This is a genomic window from Finegoldia sp. (genome assembly GCF_046991905.1).
Taxonomy (GTDB): domain Bacteria; phylum Bacillota; class Clostridia; order Tissierellales; family Peptoniphilaceae; genus Finegoldia.
The window spans coordinates 1-12,032 of record NZ_JBKWZF010000043.1; the positions used below are offsets into that span (position 1 = coordinate 1).

13 protein-coding genes and 1 pseudogene are annotated in these 12,032 nt (G+C 33.7%); all 14 read left to right on the top strand.

Annotation, left to right across the window (positions count from 1 at the left end):
• Positions 1-136 precede the first annotated feature (136 nt).
• Positions 137-2,326 (top strand): ATP-dependent nuclease, encoded by a 2,190-nt coding sequence (locus ACLUJM_RS10845; RefSeq protein WP_000470931.1) that lies wholly within the window; start codon positions 137-139, stop codon positions 2,324-2,326.
• Positions 2,323-4,116: an ATP-dependent helicase gene (locus ACLUJM_RS10850; RefSeq protein ID WP_000181735.1), complete on the top strand. Its 1,794-nt coding sequence runs from the start codon at positions 2,323-2,325 to the stop codon at positions 4,114-4,116. The genes ACLUJM_RS10845 and ACLUJM_RS10850 overlap by 4 nt, the downstream gene beginning before the upstream one ends.
• A gap of 199 nt (positions 4,117-4,315) precedes the next feature.
• Positions 4,316-4,630 carry a YdcP family protein gene (locus tag ACLUJM_RS10855; RefSeq protein ID WP_000421279.1) on the top strand — a complete coding sequence of 105 codons (315 nt, stop codon included), beginning with the start codon at positions 4,316-4,318 and terminating at the stop codon, positions 4,628-4,630.
• A gap of 20 nt (positions 4,631-4,650) precedes the next feature.
• Positions 4,651-5,028 carry a YdcP family protein gene (locus tag ACLUJM_RS10860; protein ID WP_001234191.1) on the top strand — a complete coding sequence of 126 codons (378 nt, stop codon included), beginning with the start codon at positions 4,651-4,653 and terminating at the stop codon, positions 5,026-5,028.
• Between the two features lie 9 nt (positions 5,029-5,037).
• A complete protein-coding gene (locus tag ACLUJM_RS10865) occupies positions 5,038-5,811 on the top strand; it encodes a hypothetical protein (protein ID WP_000185761.1) in 774 nt (257 codons plus the stop codon).
• 21 nt (positions 5,812-5,832) lie between these two features.
• The gene (locus ACLUJM_RS10870; protein ID WP_412412810.1) at positions 5,833-7,236 is read left to right on the top strand and encodes an FtsK/SpoIIIE domain-containing protein; all 1,404 of its coding nucleotides are present in this window, start codon (positions 5,833-5,835) and stop codon (positions 7,234-7,236) included.
• 181 nt (positions 7,237-7,417) lie between these two features.
• Positions 7,418-8,602 carry a MobT family relaxase gene (gene mobT / locus ACLUJM_RS10875; RefSeq protein WP_000426689.1) on the top strand — a complete coding sequence of 395 codons (1,185 nt, stop codon included), beginning with the start codon at positions 7,418-7,420 and terminating at the stop codon, positions 8,600-8,602.
• Positions 8,599-8,889: a hypothetical protein gene (locus tag ACLUJM_RS10880; protein WP_000055376.1), complete on the top strand. Its 291-nt coding sequence runs from the start codon at positions 8,599-8,601 to the stop codon at positions 8,887-8,889. Before mobT ends, ACLUJM_RS10880 begins: the two co-directional genes overlap by 4 nt.
• The gene (locus tag ACLUJM_RS10885; protein ID WP_001009054.1) at positions 8,886-9,107 is read left to right on the top strand and encodes a hypothetical protein; all 222 of its coding nucleotides are present in this window, start codon (positions 8,886-8,888) and stop codon (positions 9,105-9,107) included. Before ACLUJM_RS10880 ends, ACLUJM_RS10885 begins: the two co-directional genes overlap by 4 nt.
• A gap of 41 nt (positions 9,108-9,148) precedes the next feature.
• Entirely contained in the window at positions 9,149-9,928 is a 780-nt protein-coding gene (locus ACLUJM_RS10890; RefSeq protein WP_000675717.1) for an abortive infection family protein, read from the top strand.
• 66 nt (positions 9,929-9,994) lie between these two features.
• The gene (locus tag ACLUJM_RS10895; RefSeq protein ID WP_000870467.1) at positions 9,995-10,489 is read left to right on the top strand and encodes an antirestriction protein ArdA; all 495 of its coding nucleotides are present in this window, start codon (positions 9,995-9,997) and stop codon (positions 10,487-10,489) included.
• A gap of 55 nt (positions 10,490-10,544) precedes the next feature.
• Positions 10,545-11,183, top strand: coding sequence for a DUF6037 family protein (locus ACLUJM_RS10900; RefSeq protein ID WP_000248477.1), 639 nt, complete (start codon positions 10,545-10,547; stop codon positions 11,181-11,183).
• Between the two features lie 71 nt (positions 11,184-11,254).
• Positions 11,255-11,650, top strand: coding sequence for a conjugal transfer protein (locus tag ACLUJM_RS10905; protein ID WP_000723887.1), 396 nt, complete (start codon positions 11,255-11,257; stop codon positions 11,648-11,650).
• Positions 11,634-12,032, top strand: a pseudogene (locus ACLUJM_RS10910) (ATP/GTP-binding protein); the annotation flags it as partial. The gene ACLUJM_RS10905 and the pseudogene ACLUJM_RS10910, both read left to right, overlap by 17 nt.

Genomic DNA, 12,032 nt, shown 5'->3' on the forward strand with positions numbered 1-12,032 from the left:
TAGAAACAATCTGCAGTAGGGAAGAATCATTTACACAAAATTATTGACGCTCCCTTATAATGAGAACTTTTACTAACATAATTTATGATAAACTTACTATATAATCATATTAATTAAATAGTTAGGAGATCTGCTTATGTTTATATCTACTCTTCAAATTCGAAATTTTAGAAATTATGAATCCGAAATCTTTCGATTCGATAATGAGACAAATACTATTATAGGTGAGAATGATTCAGGGAAAACCAATGCTCTTACTGCATTGAGAATCTTATTAGATGATAGTTATTACTATAGTAGTAAAACACTGAAAGAATCAGATTTTTTTCATGGAATTCAAAATGGGTGGCAAGGGCATTGGATTATTATCTCTGCGACATTTGAAGGAATCAGCGAAGAAGAATTTGACAATGAGATTTGTGCTTCCATTTCTTTAAATTCTGAAAGTCAAACAATCTTAGAAGAATTGATTTCAAATGCAGATAAAGGTGTAGGTAGTATTTCTCTATTTATTAGACCTAACAAAGCTATTAGAAAGCAATTATTTGATATTTCCACTGAATTAGACTCTCATCAATTTAACGAATTTAGAAATTCTATTCGTCTATCCGACTATGAATTTTACTACACATCTAAATCAAATCTAAATTTCTGTATCAATGAAAATTATGATAAATTGGTAGGAAGACTCAATGACAATATAGCTAGTAATCCTGAAGAAGACGATGAAGCTCTTTTGGGCTCAAGAATTGACATGTCAGATATTTTCAAGCATATTTCGGTTGTTTATGTTGACGCTCTTCGAGATGTTCTTAGAGAAATGAAAAACAATCGAAACCCTGTCAAAAGAATCATGGAAACAATTGAATCAAAAATATCATCAGATAATGTTGAGTCATTAAAAACAATTATACAGCAATTAAATGAGACTATTACCAGTGTTCCTGAAATTAGGAAAATTGGCGAAAATATTAATCGGCAACTAAATAGCATAATTGGTTCAGTGTATTCTCCTAATCTTCTTCTTTCCTCAACTATGTCAGATGATATGGGTTCTTTAGCAAAATTTCTTTCAATGAAGCCAGAACAAAATATCGACTTAGACTTACTAGGGTTAGGACATCTAAATATGATTTATTTAGCTTTGAAAATAGTCGAATTTGAAGCGTGTCGTTCAAGAGAACTACTTAATATTATGTTGATTGAAGAACCAGAAGCTCATATTCATCATCATATTCAAAAAACTCTGTTCGAAGGATTAAATCTTCAAAAAAACTATACTCAGATTCTCATGACCACACATTCTGTACATTTAGCTGAAGTGTCTGAAATATCTCGGATGAATGTATTAAAATCGTTTAATGGCAAATCTATCGTTATGAATCCAGCAAATAATCTGAACTCATTTGCTAAAGAAAAGTTAAAAAAGAACAATCTAAATCTAATAAACGCAGTAGAGAGATATTTAGATGTTAAAAGAAATGGATTGCTTTTTTCTAAAGGTGTTATCTTAGTTGAAGGAGATGCTGAAGAAATACTTATTCCTCAAATAGTAAAAAAATTATTTGGTATAAACTTAGACGAACTTGGAATAGGTTTGATTAATGTTGGTAGTACTTCGTTTGAATATATCGCTAGCTTGTTTGACGATGATAGAATACAGAGAAAGTGTGCTATTGTAACTGATTTAGATGAACAGGCAATCCCATCAGAACATCGATTGTATAAAAGCACTGCACAAGAGAAAGGTCAAGCAAGAAAAGAAAAATTATCCTCCCTTTTTAATGAAAACAATTGGGTTAATTGTTTTTATGCTAATACAACATTTGAAATTGAGTTTTTAGATGTGAATAAAGAAAATATTCTAACTTATGTCAGTCCAATTATAGATGACGCATTCAAAGATAAAAAAACAATAACTGCTTATAAAGAAGAAATACAAAGTGAACAATATTTAGAAAGAAATTTAGCGATGTTAAAACTAGCCAATCATGTTGGTAAGGGGTGGTTTGCAATTGAGTTAGGTGAAAAAATTGACTTTTTAATCAAAATTCCTAAGTATATTCTTAATGCTATTGCTTTTGCATGTCAGGAAATAGTAGATCTCTCAATTTATAAAAAAATTCTACTCCATACAATCGACTTGTACGAGGAAACTACAGAATTGTCAGCTTTATCAGCTAGTTTAAAAACAAGTGATACAGCTGATTTGAATATAGCAATAATTTCTTTATTAGAGTACTTTGGTAAAGATGAGGATGTTGTGTATCTAATCAATCAGATAGAAAATTACACAAAAATACTTTATGCTGAGGTTTCAAAATGACAAATATCTTCGAAAAAATCGTAAATGATTTAAATTTAGAACAAAAAGATGTTGTGGAAAGTGAAGATAACCTTTATGTAAATGCATGTCCTGGGAGTGGGAAAACAAGGGTACTTACAAGGAAAATTGCTTACCAAGCAATTAAACACGATGGATCACTAAAAAGAATAATTGCTATCACATACACTAATAGAGCTGCTGAAGAAATTAAGGAACGCCTAAGTTTACTTAGTATAGATGATGATATTAATATTTGGGTGGGGACAATACATCAGTTTTGTCTTGAATTTATTATTTATCCTTTTAAAATGAATCTCTCAAGAGTATCAAAAGGATTTACAATTATTGATGATTATACTCAAAGAGCTTACGTCAGCCAAATTAATAATATGCTGAATTTAAATCTCAAAACGTATGAACTGAACAAAATTGATTTGTCACTTTCTCATGATTTTAAAATTAATGAAGTTCAGTATACTCAAGTTTCTGAAATGTATCACACTATGTTGGAAAAAAATAAAGAAATTGATTTTGATATGATTTTACTAGTAGCGTATAAAATTTTAACTGTAAACAGTAACGTTGCACGTAATATTGCTAGTAATATAAGGGCGATTTATGTGGATGAATTTCAAGATACTAGAGAATTACAATACAATGTAATAGCTAAATTACTTCAAAACAACCCTCAAATTCAGTCAATGTTTGTTGGAGATATTGACCAAGCAATTTATGGATCATTAGATGGTATAGCTAAATCAGTTGAAGAACTAGAAATGCTAACTAGTCACACTTTTCAATCAAAGACGCTACATGGCTGTTACAGGTCTAATCAGAGATTAGTAGACTTCTACTCTAATTTTCAGAGTTGTCCTTACGAGATTGAAAGCAGAGGGAATAATAAAAACGACCGTGGTTTTATAAGTTATGATTGCAAAGTTACTAAGGAGGATTTACCCAACATAATAAAAAATATAATAAAGGAAAAGATTGAAAGCGGCATTCATGAAAAAGATATTTGTGTACTTGCTCCTCAACACTATCCTCTGTTTTCACTGGGTGAGTATTTAAAGAAAGAATTACCGTATTGCAATTTTGATGCTATAAATATATCACCAATTAAGGTAAATAATCATAGTTTATTTTTCAAGTTAGCAATTTTGTACTTTACTGAATCAGGTGAAAAGGTTCGAAGAAGAAAGCTAATTGCAAACGATATTTTAATTATATTAAAAAATGAATTTGGAATAGAAGTTAAAGATTATTTTATTGACTTAGATTTATTACAGCTAATAAACAGTGTGAAAAGAATGTATAGTGGAGACGACAACGGTGTTGATTTATACAAATTTGTTACCAAACATATATTTGTTAATCTTAATATTGACGAGAAAAATTACCCGTCTATTTTTAAGCACTATCTATTTTTTATTAACGAAGTAGAAGATCGGATAAAAAATAATTCATTATCTAGTAGTGTATCTAGTTTTAAGAAGATGTTTAAATCTCGAGATGGTATCACACTTACTACAGCACATAAAGTTAAAGGAAATGAGTATGATACTGTTATCGCTATTAATCTTCTAAACGGGAAAATTCCTCATTGGAATGAAATTTTTAATGTTTCTGATAAAGGAATTAGTTCAGCGAGAAAACTACTATACGTAATTTGTTCAAGAGCAAAAAATAATTTATTTCTTTTCTCAGAGGTGGGTTATTTTACGAGTAAAGGAGACTTGCTTTATCCCACTCAATTATTAGATAAAATAGAATTTGATTATAATATTTAAAATACCTAGGTAGTCGTTGTTTTAAATATAGTAGGAATCGGACGCTCAGTACGGAGCGTCTATTTTTTTACCCGATTTTGAAAGGAAGTGAACTTATGAAAACAAAAAATCAAGAATCAAAAGGTCGCTCTCCCCCCTTTAAAACCATCACACAAATAAGATTCATTCAAACATAAAAACAGAAAGGATAGGTAAAAATATGGAACTTAAATATGTCATTCCCAATATGGAAAAAACATTTGGACAATTAGAATATGCTGGTGAAGGGAACATTGAACAACGTCGAATAAATGGCAGACCAACCATTCTCTCTCGTAGTTACAATTTATACTCAACGATTCAACGAGCAGATGATATTGTTGTCATTCTTCCCTCCGAAGCTGGCGAGAAACATTTTGAATCCGACGAAAAAGTCAAACTCATCAACCCACATATTACCGCAGAAGGTTATAAAATTGGCAATCGAGGATTTACCAATTACATTATGCACGCAGACGATATGGTGAAAGCATAAGAAAGGAAAGGTGAAAAAATATGAGATTAGCAGAAGGTATTGTGATTGAAAAAGACCAGACATTTGGCACATTGAAATTTTCCGCCTTGCGTCGTGAGGTTCGTATCCAGAATGAAGATGGTACGGTTTCCGAAGAAATTAAAGAACGTACCTATGACTTAAAATCAAAAGGACAAGGACGCATGATACAAGTCAGTATCCCCGCTTCTGTTCCTTTGAAAGAATTTGACTACAACGCAGAAGTGGAATTAATCAATCCTGTGGCAGATACCGTAGCGACGGCTACTTTTCGAGGGGCAGACGTTGATTGGTACGTGAAAGCAGACGATCTTGTATTAAAAGGACAGACAAAACCTCATCAGAAATATAAAAAAGAAGCGTCCGAAAGTGAAAAATAGGTGTTGCTTATGACAAACACACCATTGATTTTGAAAGAAATTCCGAAAGATGAAGCCATTTCTTTTATTCGGCAATACCATTATTCAAAGATACTCCCTAGATTGTGTAAATACTTTCTAGGGATTTTTTCAGAAGAAAAATTATTAGGCGTTGTGGAATTAGGCTGGGGTACGCAACCCCTACAAACCATACGCAAACTCTTTCCCGACAGTTCCCTTCAAACCACAGATTATTTAGAAATTGGAAAGATGTGTTTTCTTCCAGAAATGAATCAAACCAATTATTTTGGCAGTCAAGCTCTTTCAGCTCTAATTAAGTGGTTGAAAGAACATACGGACTGTCATTTTTTATATACACTGGCAGATGGAATTGAGGGAAAATGTGGCTATGTCTATCAAGCGTCCAACTTCTTTTACTGCGGGTATTTCAAGACAAGTGTCTATCGTGATAAGCAGTCATGGGAAAAGATACACCCTCGAAGTGCTCGCCTTTTATTAGAGGAAAATGCTCGCTTTGAACAGGTAGAGAAAAAGCATTGGCTTTCCCAGGCATTTTGCGAATACAAAGGGATTGAGAAAATCAATGGACGCATGTTTCGCTATCTCTATCCGTTGACAAAAGAAGCGAAAAAACTGTTAGGACACACTCTCTATCGACGTCATTATTATCCGAAAGAAAAAAATTTACGCTTTGAAAAGCGAATCGCTTATCAGAAATATGAAGCCATTTCTCAACCAACTTTTGATAAACAGGCTCGTATCTACAATACACAATTATTTTGATAGGTGGAAAGGAGGATTTTTATGCCATTGCTTCATGACAGAGGAGAGCGAATCAAAGCCAACGATAAGCACTTGGTCTATCATTTTGTACTAATTTCATTGCTGGTAGTTTTTCTAGTCGTCCTACTCCCTTTTCATTGGAGAGCGTTACAATCGGTGAACTGGCAAGCAGTTCAGTTAGATACATTTTTCTATCAACTTCATACGCCATACTTATGGAGCAGTATTCTCACTGCTCTTTTTGTATGCGGACTTATCAGCTGGCTTTATTATCACTATCGTATAGATTCTATAAAACAGTTAGAGCACCGTCAAAAGTTAGCTCGTATGATTTTAGAAAATCATTGGTATGAAGCCGAAGAAACTCAATCAGAGGGATTCTTTAAAGATTTACCCAGCAAGAAAACCAAACAACGAATCCGCCATTTTCCTAAAATATATTATCGAATGAAAGATGGACTAATCCATATTCATGTAGAAATCACCTTAGGGAAATATCAAGATCAGCTTTTGCACCTAGAAAACAAACTAGAAACAGGATTGTATTGTGAATTAGTGGAAAAAACGTTGAAAGATTCTTATGTAGAGTATGTCCTACTTTATGATACTATTGGCAATCGAATTGGCATTGAAGACGTGGTAGCTCAAGATGGACGTGTCAAATTGATGGAATCGGTCTATTGGGAGTTCGATTCTCTCCCTCACATGTTAATTGCTGGGGGCACTGGTAGTGGAAAATCCTATTTTATTCTCACATTGATTGAATCTCTCCTGCATACAAATGCAAAGCTTTATATTCTTGACCCTAAAAATGCTGATTTGGCAGACTTAGGGGCGGTCATGAATAATGTCTATTACCGTAAAGAAGATATGTTGGCATGTATCAATCAATTTTACGAAGATATGATTGATCGCAGTGAAACCATGAAACAACACCCTAACTATAAAACAGGAGAAAATTATGCTTATCTTGGTTTGTCTGCCAATTTTCTTATTTTTGATGAATATGTGGCAATGATGGATATGCTAGGTCGTGAAAGTACCACCGTTATTCATAAACTCAAACAAATTGTAATGTTAGGACGACAAGCAGGCTTCTTTTTAATTCTTGCCTGTCAACGTCCAGACGCAAAATATTTTAGTGATGGGATTCGGGACAACTTTAACTTCCGTGTGGCTTTGGGTCGTATGTCTGAAATGGGCTTTGGTATGATGTTCGGAAGCGATACACAAAAACAATTTTTCTTAAAACCCATCAAGGGAAGAGGTTACGTGGATACAGGAAAAAGTGTGATTAGTGAGTTTTATACACCCCTTGTACCAAAAAGGTACGATTTCTTAGGAGAAATAGGAAAAGTCATTCAAAAAAAGCAATCTGAGCCTGTACCGCACGAAGTGAAAGGTACAGGTTCAGACTTGCTTTGATTGGTGTGGCGTTAGCCACGCCAATCCTTTAGCCCCCTCTATCTAACAGGGGGGCACAAATACAACTGAAAACAGGCAATTCTCATCAACCAATGTTGATGGTACAAAGGATTGCGGAAAATATGAAAGGTGTAAACTCAAGGGTCATAGTTTACATCTTTTTTAGATTGGAGGTTTGCGAATGGAAAACGAAAAAATTTGGATTAAGGAATTGAAAGAAAAGCGACTGGCTTATGGCGTTTCTCAAAATAAACTGGCGGTTGCTTCTCATATTACCAGACCTTACCTATCGGATATTGAAACAGGCAAGGCAGTCCCTACTCAACAGGTGAAAGAAGATTTACTGAACGCTTTGGAACGCTTCAATCCCGATAACCCATTGGAGATGTTATTCGACTATGTACGGATTCGATTCCCTACCAATGATGTGGCTCAAATTATCGGTGAGGTTTTACGTTTGAATATGGATTATATGCTACACGAAGACTTTGGCTATTATTCTTATCCCGAACACTATCGTTTCGGTGATATTGTTGTCCTAGTCTCTCATGATGTAAGTAAAGGTGTTTTATTAGAACTGAAAGGAAAAGGCTGTCGGCAATTTGAAAACTTTCTATTGGCTCAACATCGGAGCTGGTATGATTTCTTTCAAGATTGCATGGAACATAAAGGTATTTTCAAACGCTTGGATTTAGCTATCAACGATAAAACAGGGATTTTGAATATTCCAGATTTGGCAAAGAAATGTAAACAGGAAGAATGCATTTCCGTCTTTCGAAGCTTTAAAAATTATCGCAGTGGTGAATTGGTTCACCGTGATGAAAAACCATACATGGGAAACACACTTTATATTGGCTCATTAAAAAGTGAAGTCTATTTCTGTATATATGAGAAAGATTATGAGCAATACGTGAAAAATGATGTTCCCTTAGAAGACGCAGAAGTAAAGAATCGGTTTGAAATTCGGTTAAAAAATGACCGAGCCACCCAAGCCATGAAAGATTTATTGGCACATCAACAGGCGGAAAAAACAGCCTTTGAAATTATCAATCGCTATATCCGCTTTGCAGATAAAGACGACACTAAACGTCGGAGTGATTGGAAAACTAATGAACGTTGGGAATGGTTTATCGGTAAAAATCGTGGAGCATTACGCCTAACCACACAGCCAGAGCCTTATTCTTTTGAACGAACATTGAACTGGTTACATCATCAAGTCGCCCCTACATTAAAAATCGCAAGCATTTTAGATGTTCTCAACGGTACAACCATTATCTCCACCATGATTCAGGAAGCCAAACTGACAGAAAAACATGAGAAATTAATTGAACAACAACATCTAGCCATGGAGGATTTGATTACATGAGCCTTTTAACAAAAGAATTAAAGAAGTTAGGGTTTCAGTGTGGCATTGAGTTTCAAGCGTATATACAAAATACAGGGAAATATACGTCTCTCATTATTGAGGGAAAACGGCAAGCTGGTGATACCATCTATACCTATGATTTTTACAAGGTGAGATTTTATAATAATTATACCAATCGAGTAACCGTCTATGGAGAGCATTTAACCCCTTTTCAATTATTAAGGCGTGTAAAAAGCTATATCTATTATCGAGAAAAATATCTTAAGGAAAGGAGGACAATCACATGAATTTTGGGCAGAATTTGTACAACTGGTTCTTGGATAATGCACAGTCATTGGTATTGTTAGCGATTGTTGTCATTGGACTGTTTTTAGGTTTTAAACGAGAATTTTCAAAACTCATTGGCTTCTTGATTATTGCTCTAATCGCCGTCGGACTTGTGTTCAATGCAGCTGGCGTGAAAGATGTGTTATTAAACTTATTTAACCGAATCATTGGTGCTTAACAGATATTTTTCATGATAAAATAGGAAGTATATATTTTGTTATGAAAGGATTTATGAATATGTTTACAAATGATCAATTTAAATCTCTTTTAATTAAAACATTAGAAAGAAAGAGCTCTTCAAATTATTATGAAGGAGGTAACGAGATTGTTTCTAAAATGAAAATATCAGAGGTAACTTTAGATGAGACTGACGATTTTACTTATTATAAAGGATATAAAAAGGGCTGGAATACGCTTTGCACATATCTTAAAATAAGAGTTCCTTTTGATGATTTAGACTTTTTTGAAAGTCATAAAGATTTGATTACCCAGACAGCAAGCTCCATATATGATAAACAAGGTGATAATGTATTAGTGGATACTATTTTAGTACCACTTCCAGAGAATTACGAAGTAATTAACTTTAGTCAGTTGAAAATTAGTGATGTGGTTTCACAAGCTATTGAAGACGCTGAGTCTTTTATGAGTAATGGTGAATATCAACGTGCCTTTGACAGAGTTCACACTGCTTTTCATGGATATTTAATTGAAATACTAAAAAAATATGAAATTACAGTTCCTAGAGACGAAAATCTATCTAAATTATATAGTAGGATACAACAATTAATTGAAAAAGAAATTCAACCTACTGAACTTGCTGATATAGTGAAGACAACGATAAGGTCATCAAATGGAATGATTAGCTCTCTTAATGAAGCAAGAAATAGGCATTCACTTGCACACCCTAATACAAATATTATTGGAAAGAGAGAAGCAAAACTAATAATAGGTATTTCAAGTACAGTTACAGATTATATTAGCGGATACCTTGATAAGTAGCGTCATTAACTGATTGCTACTTTTTTTATGACTATTTTTATAAAAAGGATGTGATAAGAATTGGAAATGAAAGTCTATGTGGCAAATTTAGGACGGTATAATGAAGGTGAATTAGTCGGAGCATGGTTTACTCCACCAATTGATGAGGAAGAAATGGCAGAAAGAATCGGTTTAAATGAGGACTACGAAGAATATGCAATACATGATTTTGAGCTTCCTTTTGATGTGGACGAATACACGCCGATTAGTGAAATCAACCGTCTATGTGAAGCCATTCAAGAAATCGAAGGTACACCTATTTATAATGAACTCAAAGAAATTCAAGGCATGTGGTTTAGTAGCTTGGAAGAATTACTGGAAAACAAAGAGGATATTCATTGTTATAGTGATTGTGATTCGATGGAAGATGTCGCCCGTTATTACGTGGAAGAAACAGGACAGCTTGGTGAAGTCCCTTCCAATTTACAAAATTATATTGACTACCAATCTTTGGGACGTGATATGGAAATAGAGGGTAATTACCTAGTTACCTCTCATGGGGTATTTGAATATTGTCAGTAAGTTTAACAATCCGTGTTATAATTAAATTAATAAATAGCACGGAGAGGTATAAATTATGGTAAATGTATTTGAAAATCTTAAACTATTAAAACTAGACATGAAAGATAAAGGCTGGGTGATAGATTCCTTTTACTTTCGTTACAAACAGCAAAATTATATTGTACTTGTTAAGCTATTTGAAAAAGAGGAAAAAGTTCCAGAATATGCTCTGTTAAAACTAGAATTTTTAAAGGAAAACGATTTTTCAGATATGCTAGCTGTCTATGCTAATTCGGTAAAATTATATACAGACACGAAAACAATAAGAGAATATTTTGGTATCGAATACAGTAGTAACTTGGGAGATGTTTTATTTCAATTTAGCCAAACTCTTGCTCGATTTATTCCGACAGAAGTTAGTGAGAAGAAAAATGAAGACCAAAAAGAAGCCATGTGTTTCTCATTAAGTCAAAGTGATTCAGAAGATCCCAGAAAAAAATATTGTTTTTCAGTTAGAAGAAATCCTTTAAAGGGAAATGGTGAGCTGGGAAAACGAAGTCCTTTTAATGACAATAAAACGAGATTGTATAGACCCAGCTTATATGAACGATTAGGGTCAGATACCAATTTAAGTTTCAGATATTCAATGAATCCAGATGATGAAGAAACTGATGAAGGTATTATTGCAAAATGGACAAAAAATAAAATTGAATAGTTAAAGCATTGAAAGAGCAATCACCTATTTTGATTGTTCTTTTTCTATTTTTACGGAAAGGACGTGAAGACATGAAAAAAATAAGAAGTTACACCAGTATTTGGTCAGTAGAAAAAGTGATTTATGCGATTAATGATTTACAACTCCCTTTCCCAATTACCTTTACGCAAATGACATGGTTTATCGTTTCTTTGTTTGTCGTCATACTCTTTGGCAGTTTACCACCACTTTCTCTGATTGACGGAGCACTACTCAAATACTTAGGGATTCCCATTGTTCTCACTGGGTTCATGTGCCAAAAGACCTTTGACGGAAAGAAACCCTATGGATTTCTAAAGTCTATCATTACCTATGCTCTACGCCCTAAAGTAACCTACGCTGGCAAACAAATACGATTAAAAAAAGAAACAATGAATGAATCGATTACGATTGTAAGGAGTGAACAACTAGATGGCATATCCGATTAAATATATGGAAGATAATCTCGTATTTAATCATGATGGCGAAGTATTCGCTTATTATGAATTAATTCCCTATAATTACAGTTTTTTAAGTTCCGATGAAAAAATTCAAGTTCATGATAATTTCTGTCAATTGATTGCCCAAAATCGTGATGGCAAGATTCATGCTCTGCAACTAGCAACCGAATCAAGTATTCGAGCCACACAGGAACAATCGAAAAAAGAAATCACTGGACGATTAAAAGAGATAGCTTACGAAAAAATAGATGAACAGACCGAAGCGTTAATTTCTATGATTGGTGACAATCAAGTAGACTATCGCTTTTTTATTGGTTTTAAACTCTACCTCAATGAACAGGAAGTATCCGTAAAAAATGTTGGGAAAGAA

Bases quoted from the DNA above. Each gene is read 5' to 3' on its own strand.
- ACLUJM_RS10860 (WP_001234191.1), top strand. From the start codon at position 4,651: ATGAGATTAGCAGAAGGTATTGTGATTGAAAAAGACCAGACATTTGGC.
- ACLUJM_RS10885 (WP_001009054.1), top strand. From the start codon at position 8,886: ATGAATTTTGGGCAGAATTTGTACAACTGGTTCTTGGATAATGCACAG.
- ACLUJM_RS10890 (WP_000675717.1), top strand. From the start codon at position 9,149: ATGAAAGGATTTATGAATATGTTTACAAATGATCAATTTAAATCTCTT.
- ACLUJM_RS10845 (WP_000470931.1), top strand. From the start codon at position 137: ATGTTTATATCTACTCTTCAAATTCGAAATTTTAGAAATTATGAATCC.
- ACLUJM_RS10905 (WP_000723887.1), top strand. From the start codon at position 11,255: ATGAAAAAAATAAGAAGTTACACCAGTATTTGGTCAGTAGAAAAAGTG.
- ACLUJM_RS10880 (WP_000055376.1), top strand. From the start codon at position 8,599: ATGAGCCTTTTAACAAAAGAATTAAAGAAGTTAGGGTTTCAGTGTGGC.
- ACLUJM_RS10870 (WP_412412810.1), top strand. From the start codon at position 5,833: ATGCCATTGCTTCATGACAGAGGAGAGCGAATCAAAGCCAACGATAAG.
- ACLUJM_RS10850 (WP_000181735.1), top strand. From the start codon at position 2,323: ATGACAAATATCTTCGAAAAAATCGTAAATGATTTAAATTTAGAACAA.
- ACLUJM_RS10855 (WP_000421279.1), top strand. From the start codon at position 4,316: ATGGAACTTAAATATGTCATTCCCAATATGGAAAAAACATTTGGACAA.
- ACLUJM_RS10865 (WP_000185761.1), top strand. From the start codon at position 5,038: ATGACAAACACACCATTGATTTTGAAAGAAATTCCGAAAGATGAAGCC.
- ACLUJM_RS10895 (WP_000870467.1), top strand. From the start codon at position 9,995: ATGAAAGTCTATGTGGCAAATTTAGGACGGTATAATGAAGGTGAATTA.
- ACLUJM_RS10900 (WP_000248477.1), top strand. From the start codon at position 10,545: ATGGTAAATGTATTTGAAAATCTTAAACTATTAAAACTAGACATGAAA.
- mobT (WP_000426689.1), top strand. From the start codon at position 7,418: ATGGAAAACGAAAAAATTTGGATTAAGGAATTGAAAGAAAAGCGACTG.